Genomic DNA, 20,598 nt, shown 5'->3' with positions numbered 1-20,598 from the left:
AAGCCCACTAAATGTAAAAAAGAAAAAATACATTTTATATTCTGTCATTAAAGGAAATATATTACTTACGAAAAGAAGTAAATAAATCACAGTTGATAATATTAAAGTAGTATTTAGTTTCGTTTTTGGTATGAAATAAAATAAAGGTGCAATTACTATGTAAAATTGTTCTTCAATTCCTATGGACCATAGTATTTCTATAATTCCACCAGGCGAATATGTTAAAAAAATATTTGAAAAAAATGTTACTGAAAGCAATATTCCTTCTAAAATATTATATGAATTTTCGAATTGAAACCCCAATTTTGGTAAAATAATTTGGTAATGAATAAAGCCATATATTAATACTAAATAGTATAATGGAAATATTCTATATATTCTATTTAGAAAAAACCTTTTCAGATTAATAGAATTTGTTTTTATTTTTTCATTGAATAACTGGCGGATTATTAAAAAACCACTTAACGAAAAAAACATCCAAACGCTTTCATTCCCTTTTAAAAGTAGAGAATAATCATTAAAATAAGGTAAATTTCTATTTGCGAAAAATTCGGGTGTATGAAAAAGCACAACAAGTAACGCTAAAATAAACCGTAAAGAAGTTAAATTAGGAATTTGCTGCATATTTTTTTTTAATTTTATTGTATATTTTGTAAAAAACAAACCCAGTACATCCACCAAAAACATACCCAGAAATAATATCTAAAGGAAAGTGAAGTCCTAAATAAATTCTACTGTAGGCAAAAATTAAAGGATACAGAAAAATCAAGTAGCTGTATTTGTAATATTTTCTAAGAATTAAGTATACAAACATCATAGATGCTGTTGAATTTGATGCGTGTCCAGAAAAATAGCTAAAGGTATCGCTGTCTTTTACAACTCTTATTAAGCCAGCTAATGTATCATCATTACAAGGGCGAATACGTTGTGCTGAAAATTTAATTACATCCGTAATTTCATTAGTAAACGTAATTAATGCTGCTAGTATTAGAATAGCTATTGCCAATTTTTTTGTTTCTAATTTTTTATATAAAATAAATAGTAAAATTAGGAAAAACGGAAGCCAATTTAATTGATTTGTTAGAAGTAACCATATTTCATCAAATGGTTTAGAACCTAAATTATTAAGAAATATAAATAATTTTTTATCTAAATTGATTAATTTTTCCACCATTAAATTTGACGTTTTATTGGTCCGGTTACATTTTCAATTTCTTCTTTGATTTCAGTTATTGGATTTGAAATTTCAACAGGATTTATATATTCTGTCATACTTTTTTTTGCATTTGCAATTTCATCTGTAATACCGCCAGTTAAACTTTTTAAGTCAAGTCCGTTTTCTTCTGTGCCTTTTTGAATTTCGTGTTTAATTTCATTGGTTGCGTTTTTTAATTGCGCCATACCTTTACCCAATGCTCTTGCAATTTCTGGAATTTTATCTGATCCAAATAGCATTAGAATTACAAGTAATATAAAAAATATTTCGCCTCCGCCAATACCAAACATAGTTTTGTGTTTAATGAATTACAAATGTAGTAAAACTTAGTGTTTTTTTGTTAAAAAATAAAAACCATTAAGAAATTAAGTTTCATTAAGTCTTTAAAAATCTTAATTATCTTACTACCTTAATGGTTTAAAAGTATTTTCAATATGTTTATTTCAAAATAGTTTATTTTTTTTCTATTTGTTCAAATTTATCAACAACGGCTTCTTTTGGCCAAGTATTATTGGTTACATCAATATCAGCTGTTTCTAATTTTGGATCCAATTGAATTTTAACTACTTTTTTTTCTGTTGCAAAAACACGTTTTGCAGTAGTATTGTTTCTTCTCCAAATTTGAACCGGAAATTTATGTGTTTCTGAAGTGCCGTCTTCAAATTGTAATTCGGCAATAATTGGCATCATTAAACTTCCTGGTTTGTCAAATTCTACTTCGTAAAAATATTTTGGCTTTTTTAAAGCCGCTTTTTCTTCAGTACTATAATTTTTGTTTAAATAGTCATTTAAAGCTATTACTTTTTCTGTTTCAAGTGCTGTTTTTGATTCTGGCTTTAATTCCGAACTTTCACTATTTACTAAATAAATCATTGGTCCGCTATTAGGCATTCTTCTTCCTCTTCTGTTTACCGCTGCAGCAGCTTCTTTAGAAGCATCTTCAGTTACATAAAATTGTTTTACATTTTTGATACCTAAATCTACTACATCAGTAGAGTAGAACCAACCTTTCCAAAACCAATCTAAATCAACTGCAGATGCATCTTCCATGGTTCTAAAAAAGTCTTCTGGTGTAGGATGTTTAAATTTCCAACGGTTGGCATACGTTTTAAATGCATGGTCAAATAATTCGTGCCCCATAATGGTTTCACGCAAAATATTTAATCCTGTTGCAGGTTTTCCATAAGCATTTGCGCCAAAATTATACACCACATCTCCGTGGCTCATAATTGGTTCTAAAAACTGTTGATTTCCTTTCATATAGGGCACTATTGATTTTGCTGGGCCTCTATCTGCTGGGAAATTTTTATCAAATTCTTGTTCGGTTAAATATTCTAAAAAGGTGTTTAAACCTTCATCCATCCAAGTCCATTGTCTTTCGTCAGAATTTACAATCATTGGAAAGAAATTATGTCCTACTTCATGAATAATAACTCCTAACATTCCGTACTTTACTCTGTCGCTAATTTTTCCGTTTTCATCTGGACGACCATAATTCCAACAAATCATTGGATATTCCATTCCTTGATCTTCAGCAGAAACTGATATGGCTTTTGGATAAGGATATTCGAATGTATATTTCGAATAGGTTTTTAACGTGTGCGCTACTGCTATTGTAGATAAGTTTTCCCATAGCGGATTGGCTTCTTTTGGATACATAGAAATGGCCATAGGTTTGCTATTTCCAACTTGAACCGCCATTGCATCTAAAATAAATTTACGAGAAGTTGAGAATGCAAAATCTCTAACATTTTCAGCTTTTAAATGCCAAGTTTTTTTGTTAGTTGAGAAGCTTTTCTCTGCAGCAGTTGCTTCCGCTTGATTAACAATTATTACAGGTTTATCAAAAGAATTTTCGGCTAATTGCCATCTTTTTTCTTGTTCTGAAGTATAGACTTCACTTCTGTTTTGTAAAACACCAGTTCCATCTAAAATATGATCGGCTGGAACGGTAATTTTAACATCGTAATTTCCAAAAGTTAAAGCAAATTCACTTCTTCCCCAAAATTGCATATTTTGCCATCCTTCAACATCATTATACACGCACATTCTTGGATAAAATTGTGCAATAACATAAATTTTATTTCCATCCGGAAACACTTCATATCCAGAACGACCATTTCCGCCATCTTTCATATAATCGTTAATATTGTACCACCATTTGATTGAAAAAACAACTTTTTCTCCCTTTTTTAAGGATTTTGGCAAATCAATACGCATCATAGTATTGTTTATGATGTATTTCATAGCGTTACCTTTGTCGTCTTTAACGTATTCTAAGTTAAATCCGCCATCAAAACCTTTACCCATGTATGTTTTGGCGAAGTTTTCAGCTGAGGTAGCTTGTGGCATTGTTTGAGAATCAATTAAAGGCGTTTGTGAGTCTCTTCTGGCGATGTTTTGATCCAATTGCACCCATAAATAATCTAAAGATTCTGGTGCGTTATTGTAATACGTAACGGTTTCACTTCCATACATTTTGGAGGTTTTATCGTCCAATTCTAAATTAATTTTATAATCCGCACGTTGTTGGTAATAGGCAGGACCTGGCGCACCAGAAGCCGTTCTGAACATATTAGGCGTAGCCATTTCAGCATACATTTGACTGAATTTATTAATGTCAGTGTGCCCTTGTGGTTCTTTTTTTGTTTCTTCTTTTTTTACTTCTTGTGCAAATCCGGTTAATGATGCAAAAAATAGGAAAACAATAAAAATTAACTTTTTCATAATTATTTATATTTTAGTTTTTGGTTGGTTTCTGTATTGGTAAACAAAAGTGTTTTTTTGTTCCCATTAATGTTCAAATGTACTAAATTTTGTTGCTCAATAAAAATATCGGATAAAACATTGTTGTAAATGTCTAATTCTTTTAGGTTGTCTTTAAAAGGAATTTTTAAATAGCAAATTACAATATTATCTTCTTGTTCTTTAGATAAAAACTGTAGTATTTGAACTTTATTATTAATTTTAATTTTTAATTTTTCCGATAAATAACTAGCAATTAAAGTATTAGCTTCAGCAATTTCATCTTTTGTAGTGATGTAAATATGCTTGTTGTATTTTTTATATAAGGCTTTTTCTAAATCATCAATAAATAAACGTGCTGTAATTTGAACCTCTTTTTTTTCTTTAAAATAATCAATTTGAAAAACACCAACATAAAATTTATGCAAAGTAAAAGCACTCAAAATTGAAAACAGTAGTACCAGTAAACTTAATTTTATTTTATTCATTTTTTTTAGATTTTGATTCTGTTTCTGGAATAGAATTTTCTTCTGTATTTTTTTCTGGTTCAACTGGTTTTGGATAATAGGGTTGTAAATTTTTCAATTTCAAAAAATCAACAGCAAGCGCGCTCATTCGAAAAGCAATTAGCGTTTTGTTTTTTGCTTTAGCTGCGTTTTTTAATTCTTCATCTTCTACAATATAAAAAACAAATCCTTGCACATATTCTTCTGGAATGTGCATTTGATTCATAATATATTCGGAATCAAAGTTAGTATTTATTTTATATTGTAAAAATTCTTTTCGTTCTACTTCTAATTCTGCTTTTAACTGTTTGGTTCTGCCAGAAATAGCGTTTAATAAGGGATCAACACTAAAAGCTGTATTTAAGCCAAATTGTCCATTAAAATCACCTGCGGTTTTCAAACGTCTTTCTGCAGGCGTATATTTTTTTTGTCCTTTTGGAACTAAACCTAAAGATTCCGCAGTGATATCGTCAGCATTCGTAACCATAATTTCTTTAATATGACGCGTGTAAATGTCTAATTTTATAAAAAGTAAATCTCTACCAAAATCTTTTTTTGTAATGATGTGTTTTTTGCCAACTAAATGTATGGCGCTAAACATAATAGTGTCATTTACTTTGGCTTTTATTTTAAAATAGCCACCGTTTCCGGAAATTGTATTAGTTTTGTTAGAAATATTTACAATAGTAATTCCGTCGTTGTCGTTGGTTTCCACAATGATTTTGCCCTTAATTATAGAATCGTTTTGCGAAACTACAATTTGAAAGAGAAGAATAAAAGCTATTTGTATATATTTTTTGATAAGTAAAAGAATTAATTTTTTGTAAAAATAAAAGAACAAAATTACAATCCTTATAAAATTTTGTTAAGAATAGTGTAAAATTAGTAAAGCATATGAAAAAAGTAATTATAGCAAGCACTTCCACCTTATTCGGCGGCATCTATTTAGATTATTTATTGCCTGTTTTGAAAGAACACTTTGCAACTATTTCAAATATAGTGTTTATTCCTTTTGCACGACCTGACGGAATTACTCACGATGCATATACAGAAAAAGCAAAACCGTTTTTTAAACAACTAAATATTGAAGTAAAAGGAATTCATGAATTTGAAAATCCAATTGAAGCGATACAAAACGCAGAAGCCATTTTTACTGGCGGAGGAAACACCTTTGTTTTAGTAGATATGTTGTACAAATATAATTTATTAGATGTCATTCAGAAAGCGGTTGAAAACGGAACGCCCTACTTAGGAACAAGCGCGGGAAGTAACATTTGTGGTTTAACTATGAATACTACTAATGATATGCCGATTGTGTATCCGCCGAGTTTTAGAACGTTAGGATTGGTTTCTTTTAATTTAAATCCTCATTATTTAGATCCAATAGAAGGTTCTCAACATATGGGAGAAACGAGAGAAACGAGAATAAAAGAATTTCATCAGTATAATCCGCAATCGGTTTTAGGATTAAGAGAAGGGAGCTGGTTAGAAGTATTAGGAAATAAAATTACGTTAAAAGGTGATTTGCCTTCACGACTTTTTCAGCAAGGAAAAGAACCAATTGAAATTGAAACAGGAACGGATTTAAGTGACTTAAAATAAAAAAGCCTCAAAAAAATTTGAGACTTTAGAGCGAAAGACGAGGGTCGAACTCGCGACATTCAGCTTGGAAGGCTGACGCTCTACCAACTGAGCTACTTTCGCATGGTAGAATTTTAAAATCAATATATTTCAGAGCGAAAGACGAGGGTCGAACTCGCGACATTCAGCTTGGAAGGCTGACGCTCTACCAACTGAGCTACTTTCGCATTTTATTTTGGTGAGTGCAAATATAATATGAAAAACCGATTAGTTGCAAGTTTTTTAATAAAAATAATAAAAAATATAAAAAACAATCTTGTAATTTATTAATATATAACACGTTATGAACAAAATTTCAATTAAAAAAATTAATTATTTAGATACTTTTCCAGTTAGAAGCGCCGTCTTACGGCAAGGAAAACCTATTGAAACGTGCTCTTTTTTAGGTGATGATGCTGTTGATACTACTCATTTTGGATTATATATTGAAAATAATATAATTGGAATAGCCTCAGTTTTTAAAACAAATAATAAAAATTTCGACATAAAAAATCAATTTCAATTGCGTGGAATGGCAATTTTAGAAGAGTACCAAAGTGCTGGTTTTGGAAAGTTGTTACTTGAAGAGATTTTCAATATTATTGAATCAAATCAAGTTGAATTACTTTGGTTTAACGCAAGAGAAACCGCGGTATCTTTTTATGAAAAATTGGGATGTATTAAAAAAGGTGCTTCGTTTGAAATTCCAGAGATTGGCACACATTTTTTAATGTATAAATATTTTAATATGTAAATTGGAATCATTTTTGCTTTTCATATATAATACCAGTATTTTTTGGTAAATTTGATAAATTTGAATTGAATGAAAAAGATTTTGTTTTTTAGTCTTGTACTAATTGTTTCCATTGTGTCTTTTAAACTTTGTAAAAAAAACGATTTCAAAGTGAGTGAAGATTATTTTGACACCATTAGAAAAATTACTATTCATGCCATTCCTGAAGAAATATTAGCAGATAAATCGGATAGTATAAAAGGTATTTATACTGCATTTGGAAATCACGAAATATGGGTAGATGCAGAAAATAGAGAAGATTTAATCATACAAATAGAAAAATCAAAATACGAAGGTTTAAATCCTCAAGATTACAATATTAATAAAATATTTCAGTTAGAAGTAAAGCTAGATTCTTTGTCTTTAGAAGAAAAATTAGCTTACGATATTTTGTTAACCCAAACGTATGATAAACTTTGTAGTCATTATTTCAGAGGAAAATTAAATCCTGATGAGGTGTATGAAAATTGGGATTTATTTGACAAACCATTTTCTACGGCAAACCATTTGAAAGTCGCAATTTCTTCAAAAAATGTAGCATCTTCTATTAAAAATTTATTACCAAATCATCCAATTTATACATCCTTAAAAGAAGCGTTAGTTCTTATAAATAAAATACCAGAAAGTAATTTCGATTCGTTAAAAAAAACGATAAAAATAAAATATAATGATACTTCAATTGAAGTAAAAGAAATCAAAAAACGATTGGTATATTGGAAAGATTTAGACGAAAAAAACACAAATTATTCTTCAATTTACGATAGTTCAATGCTTGAAGCCGTTAAAAAATTTCAAGCAAGACATGGTTTATCAGCAGATGGCGTTATTGGTTATGGCACAATCAAAGCATTAAATTATAATGTAGAAACACGACGTTCACAAATTTTAGCCAATTTAGAGCGTTGGCGCTGGTTTTCAAGAGATTTTGGCGAGCAATACTTAATAATTAATTTACCGGCATATTCATTGCATTTCATCAAGAATCAGGATACTTTAGCTACACATAAAATTGTTTGTGGCAAACCCAAAAGGATGACACCAATTTTAGATTCGAAGTTGTCTAATTTTGTATTTAATCCTACTTGGACGGTTCCGCCAACTATTATTAAAGAAGATTTATCCGTTGAAGCAGCTGCAAATAGAAGTTATTTCACAAGAAATAGAATTCTTATTTATGACAGAAAAAATAATATTGTTTCTCCAGCTAGTTGGAATCCTGCAAAAGCTTCAAGTTACAGGTACGTTCAAAATCATGGGTACAATAATTCGCTAGGTGTTGTGAAATTTAATTTTCCTAACCATCATTCGGTGTATTTACATGATACCAATCACAGAGATTATTTTGATTTGTCATATAGGGCATTAAGTTCGGGTTGTGTTCGGGTACAAAATCCAGTTGATTTAGCTAAAAAAATATTAAATAAACAGGATGATGAACGATGGGCAAATGGAAACGAAATAGATTCAATTATCAAAAAAAATAAAGAACCTTATTATATAAAAGTAAAAGAACCTATTTATGTTCACCAATTATATTGGACAGGTTGGTTAAAAAATGATAAGTTGCAATTTAGAGATGACATGTACAACTTAGATAAAATGTTGTACGATAGATTAAGAAATTAATTTAGATTTATTAACGTACATTCTACTTGAATGATAAATAAACAATATTGATTTGTTTTTAATAGTTTGAATTAATTTTGGAGCAATTGCAGTTGCTACAGCAGGACAACCTTGACTTCTGCCTAAGTACCCTTGTTTATTTGCTAGTTTTTTAGAAACATATTCAGCGCCATGAATTACTACATCTCTTTCTCTTGCTTTATCGTTAAGTCCAAATTCTAAGCCGTCTAATTTTAACGAAATACCATGTTTTCCAATATAGGTTTCACCGGTTAAATAAAAACCTAAACTACTTTTATATGATTCATTTTGGTTGGAAAATGATTTGGCAAATTCTTTTCCAGATTTTATACCATGAGAAACTAATGTTTGTAAAATCACTTTTTTGTTAACCATATCAATTACCCACATTCTTTCTTTTGTGGAAGATAAACTGAAATCAATTATTGTTAAAATGTTATTTTTAATTTTCCCTTGCGCTTCTATAGCCGTGTACCCTTCAAATGCTTTTGTAAAAATTTCTAATTCTGGTAATGAAAATCCTTCAGGTTGAATTTCACAATATAATAACTCCGATTTTTCTTTAATAATATCTGCCTCATTTTTCACCATAGCAATTGGATTTACAACATTTGTTGCAAATTCATTGGTCTTAAAAGTTGTATTTACCAGATTTTCATTAACTGAAAAAAGCAACATAAAACTTAAAAAAATAAAAGGTAAAAATGTATAACGCATTGTATTTATTGTTGATTTTTTAAAACGAACACAGGCAAATATAATAGTAATTTTGAATAAAAAAAATAAATTAGTGTTTTTTAACGTTTATTTTATACATTTTGTCGGCAATTATTTATTTTTGATTGAAGATTTTTGTTTAAAAAAGTAGATATTTAAATTAATTATAAAAATTAACATTTGATAATGAAACAAATTTGGCAATAGTTATACTAATCAATTTTATTCACAAAATATTTTATGAAGCCTTTTCAAATTCTTAGCATACTCTTTTTATTTCAAATTTCTTTTGCTCAAGAAATGGCAACACCAAATACATTTTCTCCAGTAAACAATAAAAAGGAAATTAGTACTATTAAAATTAAAAATTTTATTAAAATTGACGCCTCACTTAATGAAGAGGATTGGAAAAATGTGGCTATAGCAAAAAACTTTGTTATGTTTAACCAAGAAAATGGAAAACCAGAATTACCCGAACTTCGTACAGAAGTAAAAGTAGTGTACGATGATGATGCTATTTATATAGGAGCAATTTTATACGACAATGAACCTACTAAAATTTTAAGAGAAATCTCAGAAAGAGATAATTTTGGTGCTACCGATTTTTTTGGTGTATTTATTAATGGTTTCAATGATGGTCAGCAAGAATTTAGTTTTTTTGTAAGTGCTTCTGATGGCCAAATGGATTTAGTAAGAACTACTGAAAATGAAGACACTTCATGGGATGCCATATGGGAAAGCAAAGCAAAAATTACAGATTTTGGCTGGGTAGTTGAAATGAAAATTCCGTATGCTGCACTTCGTTTTTCTGAGGAAGAGAAACAAACTTGGGGTATTAACTTTTTTAGAGAATTGAGAAGAAACCGACAAATGTTTACTTGGAATCCTGTAGATAATAGAAAAGGTTTTTTTACGCAACAAGCTGGTGTTTTAACTGGTATTGAAAAAATTAATACACCAACGCGTTTATTTTTGATACCCTATTCTTCTTTTTATTTAAATAGTTTAGGTAAAGATAAATCGTTCGGAACTTTAAAAGGCGGTTTAGATTTAAAATACGGATTAACCGATGCTTTTACATTAGATATGGTTTTAATTCCCGATTTTGGTCAAACCAGATTTGATAATAAGATATTAAATTTAGGACCTTTTGAACAAATATTTAACGAAAACAGACCCTTTTTTACAGAAGGAACCGATTTGTTTAATAAAGGTGGTTTGTTTTATTCAAGAAGAATTGGACAACGCGCAAGTAAATATCCAGAAATTTCAGAAACAGAAGAAGTCATAGATTTTCCAAACACAATTGATTTGGTCAATGCCGTTAAAGTTTCGGGTAGAACGAAAGACGGTTTAGGAATTGGTTTTTTAAATACGGTTACTAAAAAAACAGATGTAGTTATTCGGGATGTAAATACCGGAAATACGAGAACAGAAACGGTTGAACCACTTGCTAATTATAATGTTTTGGTTTTAGATCAGCGTTTTAATGGAAATTCTTCTGTATCATTAATTAATACAAACGTCACTCGAAATGGAAATTATAGAGATGCAAATGTTACTGCGACAACTTTCGATTTAAATACAAAAAAGAATACTTACAATTTAAATGGTGCCTTAAAATATAGTTATGTAAATAATTATGCCAATTTGCAAAACAAAAACGGAATTACGGCAAATTTAGGATTTGGAGAAACATCAGGAAAAATTAGATTTTCGGTTTTTGGAGAATATGTTTCCAAAGACTATGATAATAATGATTTAGGGGTTAATTTTCAAGCCAATTATTATTCCATTAATGCGAATGCCAATTACAGACTGCTTCAATCGACAGAAAAATTAAATTCATTTAGAATAAGTTTGAATACCTATGCGCAATTCGATAAAGCGACCAACTATCTCCAAGAGCAAAATTTTAATATTAATTTAAATTTAACCAATAAAAAAAATCATTCCGCAGGTATCGGTATTAATTTAAATCCGTTTGAAAGATATAATTTTTACAATCCACAAGCTCAAGGAAGATTTGTAATTTTCCCCAAAAATTATGGTATGTGGGGATTTATTTCTACCAATTACAACAATAAATTTGCATTTGATATCAACCCAAATATTGGAATTACAGAAACAAAAGGTTGGTGGTATTGGGGAATTGATATAAGTCCAAGATATCGATTTAACGATAAATTTCCTTAATTTACAGCAATAACTTTAACAACGAATATCAAGACTTAGGTCGCGTAGATCGAGTAGGAAATGATATTATTTTCGCAAAAAGAGACAATCAAACTTTAGAAACGAGTTTAGAAGGTAAATATTCCATCACTGCAAAAATGAATTTTGGATTAAAATTAAGACATTATTGGTCGTTTTCGGAAAACAATTCGTACTATAAATTATTAGAAAACGGATATACTGAAGCGTATTCTTATAAAGATAATGCCAACCAAAATTTGAATTTGTGGAATTTTGATTTGTCTTATAGTTGGTGGTTTGCACCAGGAAGTCAAATGTCGTTTTTGTATAGAAATGCCTCCGGTATTTTTCAAAATGCAATAGATAAAAATTTTGTTTATAATACTAAAAAAGTATTTAATCATGAAGATTTAAATCATACATTTTCTATCAGTATTCGATATTTTATTGATTACAACCAAGCCAAGAATGCTCTAAAATAACACTACTATTTTTCTACAATTAAATTAAGAAAACCTTTTCGTTACTAACTTTTTTAAGTCGGCGTTAAAAAAATCAGTAACTTCGTATCTTAAATACAATAGTGATGAACAAAAAAGTAATTTTAATGATTTTAGATGGTTGGGGACATTCTCCAGACCCTAAAGTTTCAGCCATAGATAATGCCAATACACCATTTATAGATTCGTTATATAAAAATTATCCAAATGCTGAATTGCGTACAGATGGACTTCACGTAGGTTTACCCGAAGGTCAAATGGGAAATTCAGAAGTAGGCCATATGAATTTAGGTGCAGGTCGTATAGTATACCAAGATTTAGCCAAAATAAATTTAGCAGTACAAAATCATACGTTGAAAAATGAAAAACCGTTACTTGATGCCTTTAATTATGCAAAAATAAATCATAAAAACGTTCATTTTTTAGGGTTGCTTTCAAATGGTGGTGTGCATTCTCATACTTCACATTTAAGAAGATTAATTGAAGCAGCTCAGGAAAATGGTGTAACAAATATGTTTGTTCATGCTTTCACGGATGGGCGAGATGTTGATCCAAAATCAGGAAAAAAATACATACAAGATTTACAAAATTTTCTATCGAATACTCCGGCTAAATTAGCATCAGTAATTGGAAGATATTACGCAATGGATAGAGACAAACGTTGGGAACGAGTAAAATTAGCATACAACTTATTAGTAAAAGGAATTGGTGAAACAACATCAAATATGGCAGAAAGCATTCAAAAAAGTTATGATGAAAACGTTACAGATGAATTTATTCAGCCCTTGTTTTCTTCAGAAGGGAAAACAATACAACCTGATGATGTGGTAATTTTCTTTAATTTCCGAACCGATAGAGGTAGAGAGCTTACTGAAGCGCTTTCACAATCGGATTTTCATGAACAAAATATGCACAAATTGCCATTGTATTATGTTACGTTAACCAATTATGACGATACCTATAAAAACGTTCACGTAATTTATGATAAAGATAATATTACTGAAACCTTAGGCGAACTACTTTCTAAATCTGGAAAAAAACAAATCCGAATTGCAGAAACTGAAAAATATCCGCACGTAACTTTTTTCTTTTCTGGTGGAAGAGAAGAGCCGTTTCATGGTGAATCACGTATTTTAAAAAACTCACCAAAAGTAGCCACTTACGATTTACAACCCGAAATGAGTGCTTTCGAATTAAAAGATGCCTTAGTACCAGAATTACAAAAAGGAGAGGTTGATTTTGTGTGTTTAAATTTCGCAAATGGCGATATGGTTGGTCACACCGGAAGTATGCCAGCAGCCATAAAAGCTTGTGAAACTGTTGATATTTGTGTAAAAGAAATCATTGAAACCGCTTTAGCAAATCAGTACACTACAATCGTAATTGCAGATCACGGAAATTGCGAAACCATGATAAATCCAGATGGTTCGCCAAATACCGCACATACAACCAATCCTGTACCTGTAATTTTAGTAGATAACGATAAAATACACATTCAATCAGGTGTTTTAGGTGATGTTGCTCCAACAATTTTAGATTTAATGGGAATTGTTCAGCCAGAAGTGATGACGCAGCACTCGTTGTTGGTGAAATAAATAAAAAACCCTCCAAAAGCTCAAAACTATTGGAGGGTTTAATAAATTTATAATAATCCGAAAATCCGTATACCTATTTTAAAAATCAGAACCCGTAAATAAATTCTGGTTCACTTCATCTATATAAGTCAAAATTTCTTCTTTTCCTAAAGCACTTTCGGCTGAGGTAATAAAATATTGAGGCATTTCTGCCCAATCGTTGGCTAATAAATTTTTCTTGTATGCTTCCACGTGTTTGTGTATATGCGTTTTTCCTAATTTGTCTGCTTTTGTAAAAACAATACAAAACGGAATTTCACTTTCACCTAAATATTCAATAAATTCTGTATCAATTTTTTGAGGTTCGTGTCTAATATCTACTAAAACAAACGCACAAATAAGTTGTTCTCTGCTTTCGAAATAATCAGTAATAAATTGTTGAAATTTTGCTTTAGTGGTTTTTGAAACTTTTGCGTATCCATAACCAGGTAAATCTACTAAATGCCAGTTTTTGTTAATTAAAAAATGGTTGATTAATTGAGTTTTACCGGGTCTTCCAGAAGTTTTAGCAAGGTTTTTATGATTGGTAATCATGTTAATTAACGATGATTTTCCAACATTTGAGCGTCCAATAAAAGCATATTCTGGAATTCTGTCTTTCGGACATTTTTCCACTTCGGAATTACTAACTACAAATTCGGCGGTATTAATTTTCATTTGATTTACAGTATTTAAACTACTCAAAAGATTGACGTAGGATATTTTTATCTTATCTAAAAAGAGAATTTATAATTTTTTCTCGCTAAGCCATCCAAACAATAAATCATTAAATTGATTTGGTTCTTCCATCATAGCCGCATGGCCACATTTGTCAATCCAATATAATTCAGAATTTGGAAGCAGTTGTTTAAATTCTTCTGCTACTTCTGGAGGCGTTACTTTGTCTTGTTTCCCCCAAATAATACAAGTTGGCACATGCATTTTTGGTAAATCTTTAGCCATATTATGACGAATGGCGCTTTTGGCAATGGTTAACGTTTTCAACAATTTAATCCTGTCGTTTACGGTTGCAAAAACCTCATCAATAATTTCTTTTGTTGCCACTTCTGGATTATAAAATACATCTTCAGCTTTTTTTCTAATATATTCGTAATCACCACGTTTAGGGTAACTTTCACCCATTGCGCTTTCGTATAATCCCGAACTTCCAGTAATTACTAATCCTTTAACTAGTTCGGGGTATTGTTTCGTAAAATACAAACCAATATGTCCACCTAAAGAATTTCCAACCAAAATTACACGTTCTAATCCTTTGAAAACAATAAAGTCTTTTACATATCTGGCAAAAGCTTTTACATTAGTTTTTAATAAACTTTGCTTATAAATCGGTAATTCAGGAATAATTACTTTGTATCCTTTACTTGGAAAAAAATTAGCCACGCCGTCAAAATTACTTAAGCCGCCCATCAAACCATGTAAAACAATTATTGGCGTGCCTTCACCCGCTTCAAAATAAGTATATTTTTTTTCTTTCTTTATCATAAAAACGTCTTCGTGATCAAATCATCTAATATTTACAAAAATACATTTTTTTTTCACATTTGTTTACTATTAAAGATTATTAAATTGTTTCCTAGCTAAAACCCTAATTTTCAATTTGTTTTGAATAACATCTACCTAATTAACAGCTTTTTTTCAATAATTTCTTCTGTAGTTAAAAACTTAATTTCTTTGTCAATATCTTTATTTTCAGCATCTAAGTGGTAATTCTATCTATTTTAATCAAAAACTTATTAACAAAGTGGTATTTTGTGGTAAAAAGTGGTAAAATATTTTTTAAATTTGTCTCAATAATAATTCATTTATAAAAGTTGAATACATTTTTAGGAACATACGAGTGCAAAGTTGATGCAAAAGGAAGGTTAATGGTGCCTGCGCCTCTTAAAAAACAGCTGGGTAATTTTGAAGAAGGTTTTGTATTAAAGCGTTCCGTTTTTCAACCTTGCTTGGAATTGTATCCCATGAAGGAATGGAATAAAGTCATGCAGAAAATAAATAAATTAAATCGCTTTGTAAAAAAGAACAATGATTTCATTAGAGCGTTTACTGCTGGTGTAAGAATGATTGAAATTGATGCAACAGGAAGGTTGTTAATCCCGAAAGATTTAGTGTTGTTTTCAAAAATTGATAAGGATATTGTATTGTCATCTGCGGTTTCAATTATTGAAATTTGGGACAAAAATGTATATGAGACTGCATTAGATCATGCAATGGTTGATTTTGCAGATTTAGCCGAAGAAGTAATGGGGAACCAAAATGAAGAGGAAGATGGAATATCATAACCCAGTACTTTTAAAAGAAACAGTTGCGGGTTTAAATATTAAACCAGACGGAATTTACGTTGATGTCACTTTTGGCGGCGGCGGACATTCTAGAGAAATAATGAAACATTTAGGACCAAACGGAAAATTGTTTGGTTTTGATCAAGATACAGATGCGTTAGCTAATGCAATAGATGACGAACGATTTGTATTAATTAATGAAAATTTCAGATTTATTAAAAGGTTTTTACGCTTTCACGGCGTAAAACAAGTAGATGGAATTTTAGGCGATTTCGGAGTTTCTTCTCATCAATTTGATGTGGCAGATAGAGGTTTTTCTACTCGTTTTGATGCCGCTTTAGATATGAGAATGAACCAAAATGATACACTTTCTGCGTATGAAGTAGTAAACGATTATGCAGAAACGGAACTAAAACGTGTTTTTGTTGATTTTGGCGAATTGAAAAATGGTGGCGCTATGGCAAATGTTATTGTTGCCGCTAGAGCGGATAAAAAAATTAAAAATTCAGAGCAGTTAAAAGAGGTTTTGTCTCGTTTTTTGCCAGGGCATAAAGCAAATAAAATTTTAGCTCAAATTTATCAAGCCATTCGTATTGAAGTAAATCAGGAAATTCAAGTTTTAAAAGAATTTTTAATGCAAACGGAAGAATTATTGGTTTCTGGAGGAAGACTAAGTGTAATCTCGTATCATTCATTAGAAGACAGATTGGTAAAAAGGTTTATTAGAAACGGCATGTTTGAAGGCGAACCTGAACGTGATTTTTTTGGGAATTTTGAAGTGCCTTTTAAAAGTATTGAAAAATTAATTGTGCCTTCAGCAACAGAAATTGAAATAAATAATAGGGCTAGAAGTGCAAAACTTCGAGTAGCAGAAAAAAAATAATGGCAAAAGAAAATAGTATATATAGTCTATTAAAAGCAAAATTCTTAATTGATGATGATGCACTAAAAACTTGGAAATTTATAATTTTCGTTTTTTCATTAGCTATGTTAATGGTCTATTTTAATCATAACTACGATGAAAAAAATTATAGAATTACAAGTTTAACCAATGAAGTAAAAGAATTACGTTCCAAATTTGTAGACACACGTTCTGAACTAATGAAATTAAAAATGGAGTCCACCGTTTCCAAAAAAATGGAAGCAAGGCAAATTTTACCTTCTACCGTTCCACCAAAAAAAATTGTAATACGAAAACCTGAAGAAAAAAGTTTTGTAGATAAATTAAAAAAATGGCAATAAAAAACGACAATATAATTTCTTACCGACTAGCATTTGTGGTGGTTTGCGTTGTTGCGTTTTCTTTTGCGATTGCAATTAAATTATTCAATATTCAATGGGTTGGTGGCGAGTATTATAGAAATTTAGCCAAACAACGCACCGTTAAAAATTTCGAAATCCCTGCCAATAAAGGAAATATTTACTCTTCTGATGGAAGTTTATTAGCCACATCTATTCCTGAATATACCATTCGTTTTGATGCGGTGACACCATCAGATGAAAATTTTGAGAAATATTATGTTGGTTTATCGGATTCGTTATCCAAGTTAGTAGGAAAATCTTCTGGCGAGTTTCAGAGAGATTTAAGAAAAGCTAAAAATACAAAAAATAGGTATTTTTTAGTTGCTAAAAAATTAACGTTTACAGAATACATGCGTGTAAAAGACTTTCCGTTATTCAAGTTAGGCGCAAATAAAGGTGGTTTAATTGCCGAGCAGCAAACGGTGCGTAAACATCCAGTTGGATTAATTGCAAATAGAACGATAGGTTATGAACGCGATGGCAATCAAGGTAAAGGTTTAGAATATGCGTTTCGTAACTATTTAAACGGAACAAACGGCCACCATTGGATGCAAAAAATTGCTAAAAACCAGTGGAAACCTATTTCTGACGTTAATGAATTAGATCCAGTTGATGGGTACGATGTAATTTCAACTATTGATGTTTTTATTCAAGATATCGCACATCACGCATTATTAAAACAATTAGAGTTTTACAAAGCAGACCACGGATGTGTAGTGGTTATGGAAACCAACACGGGTTACATTAAAGCTATTTCTAATTTAGGAAAATCGGAAGATGGTTCGTATTTCGAAACTCAAAATTATGCACTAACGGAATCTCACGAACCGGGCTCTACCTTTAAATTAATGGATTTAATTGCCTTAATTGATGATAAAAAAGCAGATACCAGTTCTGTTTATAATTCTAATGGTGGTATAGTTATGATTCAAGGCAGACCTGTTAAAGATTCAAATCATCACGGATACGGAATTGCCTCATTAGCAAAAGGTTTTGAAGTGTCATCAAATACCATTTTAGTACAAGCAACTTATCAGGCCTATAAAAATAATCCTTGGCAATTTATCAATAGAATCAATAGTTACGGATTAAATAAAAAACAGGGTTTACAAATTAAAGGAGAAGGACAACCTGTAATTCCACAACCAGGAGCTAAAAATTGGTATGGCACCACGTTGCCTTGGATGGCATTTGGATATGGTGTTTCTATGACGCCTTTACAAACACTTTCCTTGTATAATGCGGTAGCAAATGATGGTAAAATGGTAAAACCAATTTTTGTAAGTGAAATAAAAGAATGGAATAAAACTATTAAAAAATTCGATCCACAAGTTATTAATCCGAAAATATGTTCTGATGAAACTTTGTTAAAAGTTAGAAAAGTATTGGAAAATGTGGTTAAAAACGGAACGGGTAAAGGCTTATATTCTGCAGATTTTTCAATGGCTGGTAAAACAGGAACTGCTCAGGTAAATTACGGTAAAGCAGAAATGTCTTATGCCTCTTCATTTGTTGGCTATTTCCCTGCTGATCAACCAAAATATTCTTGCATTGTTGTGGTTCATAATCCAGACAAGTCAAAAGGATATTATGGTGCCGATGTGGCAGGACCAGTATTCAAAAGAATTGCACAAAAAATATTTACAGATGTGCCAAGCACAAATAAATTTAAAAACATAAATTTAAAAAGTCCAAAACAAGAAGTTTTATATCGTGAATTTGAAAAAAAATCGCAAGGAAATACAAACAAAGTGCCAAACGTAAAAGGAATGGCAGGAATGGATGCGGTTTCTTTATTAGAAAATTTAGGTTTTAAAGTAAAATTTATTGGAGTTGGAAAAGTAAAAAAACAATCCATCAATCCTGGTGAAGTATTTAAAAAGAATCAAATTATAACAATAGAATTATCGTGAGCTTATTAAAAGATATATTATACAAAGTAACAATTGAATCCGTTCACGGCTCTACTGATTTGACTATAGAAAAAATCGAGTTCGACTCCAGAAAAGTGTCTAAAAATGATGTTTTTGTAGCTATTAAAGGAACACTTTCAGACGGACATCAATTTATTGACAATGCCATTTCATTGGGTGCCTCGGTTATCGTTTGTGAAGTTTTACCAACAACATTATCAGAAAATTGTACGTATGTGAAGGTGCAAAATTCTAATCAAGCATTAGCCTTTTTATCAGCAAATTATTACGATAATCCGTCAGAAAAGCTAAAATTAGTTGGGATTACAGGTACCAATGGAAAAACCACAATCGCCTCGTTATTGTATCAAATGTTTAAAAAAGCAGGGTATAAAGTAGGTTTGTTGTCAACTGTAAAAATTATGGTTGATGAGGTAGCATATAAAGCTACTCATACCACACCAGATTCGCTAACTATTAATAAATATTTAGATGAAATGGTTGAAATTGGTTGCGAATTCTGTTTTATGGAAGTTTCCTCACACGGAATTCATCAAAAACGTACCGAATCTTTACATTTCGAAGGTGGTGTGTTTACTAATTTATCACACGATCATTTAGATTATCATGAAACATTTGCAGAATATAGAGATGTAAAAAAATCATTTTTCGATGGATTGCCAAAATCTGCTTTTGCTATCACAAATATTGATGATAAAAATGGCGAAGTTATGTTTCAAAATACGGCAGCAAGAAAAAAAACTTACGCCTTAAAAACGTATGCCGATTTTAAAGCACAAATATTAGAAAATCAATTAACGGGATTGGTTTTAAAAATCAATAACGAAGAAGTTTGGACGAAACTAATTGGTTCGTTTAACGCATATAATATTTTAGCCATTTACGGTGTTGCACTAGAATTAGGAATAGAAAGTACAGAAGCATTAAGATTATTGTCTGAATTAGAAAGTGTTTCAGGTCGTTTTCAGTTTGTGGTTTCTGCTAACAAAATTACAGCAATTGTGGATTACGCACATACGCCAGATGCGTTAGAAAACGTGTTGAAAACAATAGAAAATATTCGCACTAAAAACGAACAATTATTTACCATCGTAGGGTGTGGTGGCGACAGAGATAAAACGAAACGACCAATTATGGCAAATATTGCAGCATCTTTTAGTGATAAAGCCATTTTTACTTCGGACAATCCAAGAACCGAAAATCCTCAAACCATAATTGATGAAATGGAAGCAGGTGTGGAGGCTCAGAATTATAAAAAAACAGTAGCTATTTTAGATAGAAAACAAGCCATAAAAACCGCTTGTCAAATGGCTAATTCAGGCGACATTATTCTGATTGCAGGAAAAGGTCACGAAACCTATCAAGAAATAAACGGAGTCCGTCAGGATTTTGACGATATGCAAATCGTACAAGAAATATTAAAACAATTAGAAAAATAGTAAAAAGTAAAGAGTGAATAGTAAGGAGTGTAATTGGTGCGGATAAACTGCCAAAACCTTTTAAACT

18 protein-coding genes, 2 tRNA genes and 1 pseudogene are annotated in these 20,598 nt (G+C 30.7%); 10 read left to right on the top strand and 11 right to left on the bottom strand.

Features of this window, described 5'->3' with window-relative positions:
- From ABWP78_RS06965 to ABWP78_RS06940, 6 genes are all read right to left on the bottom strand, one after another.
- A partial coding sequence (locus ABWP78_RS06965) for an acyltransferase family protein (RefSeq protein WP_353170051.1) occupies positions 1 to 624 on the bottom strand: 624 nt, incomplete at its 3' end.
- Positions 608 to 1,174, bottom strand: a complete 567-nt coding sequence (locus ABWP78_RS06960; protein WP_353170050.1) for a phosphatase PAP2 family protein — start codon at positions 1,172 to 1,174, stop codon at positions 608 to 610. The genes ABWP78_RS06960 and ABWP78_RS06965, both read right to left, overlap by 17 nt.
- Positions 1,174 to 1,506 (bottom strand): Sec-independent protein translocase subunit TatA/TatB, encoded by a 333-nt coding sequence (locus ABWP78_RS06955; RefSeq protein WP_353170049.1) that lies wholly within the window; start codon positions 1,504 to 1,506, stop codon positions 1,174 to 1,176. The genes ABWP78_RS06960 and ABWP78_RS06955 overlap by 1 nt, the downstream gene beginning before the upstream one ends.
- 163 nt (positions 1,507 to 1,669) lie before the next feature.
- Positions 1,670 to 3,943: a M1 family metallopeptidase gene (locus ABWP78_RS06950; RefSeq protein ID WP_353170048.1), complete on the bottom strand. Its 2,274-nt coding sequence runs from the start codon at positions 3,941 to 3,943 to the stop codon at positions 1,670 to 1,672.
- Positions 3,944 to 3,945: 2 nt separating this feature from the next.
- Positions 3,946 to 4,449, bottom strand: a complete 504-nt coding sequence (locus ABWP78_RS06945) for a DUF6702 family protein (protein WP_353170047.1) — start codon at positions 4,447 to 4,449, stop codon at positions 3,946 to 3,948.
- Complete coding sequence (locus tag ABWP78_RS06940; RefSeq protein ID WP_353170046.1) at positions 4,442 to 5,182, bottom strand: hypothetical protein; 741 nt, start codon at positions 5,180 to 5,182, stop codon at positions 4,442 to 4,444. Before ABWP78_RS06940 ends, ABWP78_RS06945 begins: the two co-directional genes overlap by 8 nt.
- 179 nt (positions 5,183 to 5,361) lie before the next feature.
- Here ABWP78_RS06940 and pepE point away from each other — a divergent pair, with 179 nt between their 5' ends.
- Entirely contained in the window at positions 5,362 to 6,069 is a 708-nt protein-coding gene (gene pepE, locus ABWP78_RS06935; protein WP_353170045.1) for a dipeptidase PepE, read from the top strand.
- A 29-nt stretch (positions 6,070 to 6,098) separates the two neighbouring features.
- Here pepE and ABWP78_RS06930 read toward each other — a convergent pair.
- Positions 6,099 to 6,171 (bottom strand) — tRNA-Gly (locus ABWP78_RS06930).
- Positions 6,172 to 6,202: 31 nt separating this feature from the next.
- A tRNA-Gly gene (locus ABWP78_RS06925) sits at positions 6,203 to 6,275 on the bottom strand.
- A gap of 116 nt (positions 6,276 to 6,391) precedes the next feature.
- Here ABWP78_RS06925 and ABWP78_RS06920 point away from each other — a divergent pair.
- Together ABWP78_RS06920 and ABWP78_RS06915 are read left to right on the top strand one after the other, a co-directional pair.
- Complete coding sequence (locus ABWP78_RS06920; protein ID WP_353170044.1) at positions 6,392 to 6,841, top strand: GNAT family N-acetyltransferase; 450 nt, start codon at positions 6,392 to 6,394, stop codon at positions 6,839 to 6,841.
- A 69-nt stretch (positions 6,842 to 6,910) separates the two neighbouring features.
- The gene (locus ABWP78_RS06915) at positions 6,911 to 8,506 is read left to right on the top strand and encodes a L,D-transpeptidase family protein (RefSeq protein WP_353170043.1); all 1,596 of its coding nucleotides are present in this window, start codon (positions 6,911 to 6,913) and stop codon (positions 8,504 to 8,506) included.
- Here ABWP78_RS06915 and ABWP78_RS06910 read toward each other — a convergent pair.
- Positions 8,495 to 9,244, bottom strand: coding sequence for a murein L,D-transpeptidase catalytic domain family protein (locus ABWP78_RS06910; RefSeq protein WP_353170042.1), 750 nt, complete (start codon positions 9,242 to 9,244; stop codon positions 8,495 to 8,497). The two genes, ABWP78_RS06915 and ABWP78_RS06910, sit on opposite strands and share 12 nt — an antisense overlap.
- A gap of 240 nt (positions 9,245 to 9,484) precedes the next feature.
- Between ABWP78_RS06910 and ABWP78_RS06905 the strand changes: the two are divergent.
- Both ABWP78_RS06905 and gpmI read left to right on the top strand, forming a co-directional pair.
- Positions 9,485 to 11,922: pseudogene (locus ABWP78_RS06905) on the top strand (DUF5916 domain-containing protein).
- 104 nt (positions 11,923 to 12,026) lie between these two features.
- On the top strand, positions 12,027 to 13,535 hold the full coding sequence (gene gpmI, locus ABWP78_RS06900) for a 2,3-bisphosphoglycerate-independent phosphoglycerate mutase (RefSeq protein WP_353170041.1): 1,509 nt from the start codon (positions 12,027 to 12,029) through the stop codon (positions 13,533 to 13,535).
- 78 nt (positions 13,536 to 13,613) lie between these two features.
- On the opposite strand, the gene yihA is transcribed toward gpmI, so the two are convergent.
- Positions 13,614 to 14,231, bottom strand: coding sequence for a ribosome biogenesis GTP-binding protein YihA/YsxC (yihA, locus tag ABWP78_RS06895; RefSeq protein WP_291241254.1), 618 nt, complete (start codon positions 14,229 to 14,231; stop codon positions 13,614 to 13,616).
- 69 nt (positions 14,232 to 14,300) lie between these two features.
- A complete protein-coding gene (locus ABWP78_RS06890) occupies positions 14,301 to 15,056 on the bottom strand; it encodes an alpha/beta fold hydrolase (protein WP_353170040.1) in 756 nt (251 codons plus the stop codon).
- Positions 15,057 to 15,385: 329 nt separating this feature from the next.
- Between ABWP78_RS06890 and mraZ the strand changes: the two genes are divergently transcribed.
- Genes mraZ through ABWP78_RS06865 form a run of 5 tightly spaced genes read left to right on the top strand, consistent with a single transcriptional unit; the run spans position 15,386 to position 20,531 of the window.
- A complete protein-coding gene (mraZ, locus tag ABWP78_RS06885) occupies positions 15,386 to 15,856 on the top strand; it encodes a division/cell wall cluster transcriptional repressor MraZ (protein ID WP_353170039.1) in 471 nt (156 codons plus the stop codon).
- On the top strand, positions 15,831 to 16,739 hold the full coding sequence (gene rsmH / locus ABWP78_RS06880; RefSeq protein ID WP_353170038.1) for a 16S rRNA (cytosine(1402)-N(4))-methyltransferase RsmH: 909 nt from the start codon (positions 15,831 to 15,833) through the stop codon (positions 16,737 to 16,739). The genes mraZ and rsmH overlap by 26 nt, the downstream gene beginning before the upstream one ends.
- A complete protein-coding gene (locus ABWP78_RS06875) occupies positions 16,739 to 17,098 on the top strand; it encodes an FtsL-like putative cell division protein (protein WP_353170037.1) in 360 nt (119 codons plus the stop codon). The genes rsmH and ABWP78_RS06875 overlap by 1 nt, the downstream gene beginning before the upstream one ends.
- Positions 17,089 to 19,071 (top strand): PASTA domain-containing penicillin-binding protein, encoded by a 1,983-nt coding sequence (locus tag ABWP78_RS06870; RefSeq protein WP_353170036.1) that lies wholly within the window; start codon positions 17,089 to 17,091, stop codon positions 19,069 to 19,071. Before ABWP78_RS06875 ends, ABWP78_RS06870 begins: the two co-directional genes overlap by 10 nt.
- Positions 19,068 to 20,531, top strand: coding sequence for a UDP-N-acetylmuramoyl-L-alanyl-D-glutamate--2,6-diaminopimelate ligase (locus ABWP78_RS06865; RefSeq protein ID WP_353170035.1), 1,464 nt, complete (start codon positions 19,068 to 19,070; stop codon positions 20,529 to 20,531). The genes ABWP78_RS06870 and ABWP78_RS06865 overlap by 4 nt, the downstream gene beginning before the upstream one ends.
- Positions 20,532 to 20,598 lie beyond the last annotated feature (67 nt).

This window comes from Flavobacterium sp., assembly GCF_040402955.1.
Classification (GTDB): Bacteria; Bacteroidota; Bacteroidia; order Flavobacteriales; family Flavobacteriaceae; genus Flavobacterium.
This window is presented reverse-complemented; position numbering and strand designations above follow the sequence as displayed.

Bases quoted from the DNA above. Each gene is read 5' to 3' on its own strand.
- yihA (WP_291241254.1), bottom strand. From the start codon at position 14,231: ATGAAAATTAATACCGCCGAATTTGTAGTTAGTAATTCCGAAGTGGAA.
- ABWP78_RS06955 (WP_353170049.1), bottom strand. From the start codon at position 1,506: ATGTTTGGTATTGGCGGAGGCGAAATATTTTTTATATTACTTGTAATT.
- ABWP78_RS06920 (WP_353170044.1), top strand. From the start codon at position 6,392: ATGAACAAAATTTCAATTAAAAAAATTAATTATTTAGATACTTTTCCA.
- ABWP78_RS06950 (WP_353170048.1), bottom strand. From the start codon at position 3,943: ATGAAAAAGTTAATTTTTATTGTTTTCCTATTTTTTGCATCATTAACC.
- gpmI (WP_353170041.1), top strand. From the start codon at position 12,027: ATGAACAAAAAAGTAATTTTAATGATTTTAGATGGTTGGGGACATTCT.
- ABWP78_RS06890 (WP_353170040.1), bottom strand. From the start codon at position 15,056: ATGATAAAGAAAGAAAAAAAATATACTTATTTTGAAGCGGGTGAAGGC.
- rsmH (WP_353170038.1), top strand. From the start codon at position 15,831: ATGAAGAGGAAGATGGAATATCATAACCCAGTACTTTTAAAAGAAACA.
- ABWP78_RS06910 (WP_353170042.1), bottom strand. From the start codon at position 9,244: ATGCGTTATACATTTTTACCTTTTATTTTTTTAAGTTTTATGTTGCTT.
- ABWP78_RS06870 (WP_353170036.1), top strand. From the start codon at position 17,089: ATGGCAATAAAAAACGACAATATAATTTCTTACCGACTAGCATTTGTG.
- pepE (WP_353170045.1), top strand. From the start codon at position 5,362: ATGAAAAAAGTAATTATAGCAAGCACTTCCACCTTATTCGGCGGCATC.
- ABWP78_RS06945 (WP_353170047.1), bottom strand. From the start codon at position 4,449: ATGAATAAAATAAAATTAAGTTTACTGGTACTACTGTTTTCAATTTTG.
- ABWP78_RS06960 (WP_353170050.1), bottom strand. From the start codon at position 1,174: ATGGTGGAAAAATTAATCAATTTAGATAAAAAATTATTTATATTTCTT.
- ABWP78_RS06915 (WP_353170043.1), top strand. From the start codon at position 6,911: ATGAAAAAGATTTTGTTTTTTAGTCTTGTACTAATTGTTTCCATTGTG.
- ABWP78_RS06875 (WP_353170037.1), top strand. From the start codon at position 16,739: ATGGCAAAAGAAAATAGTATATATAGTCTATTAAAAGCAAAATTCTTA.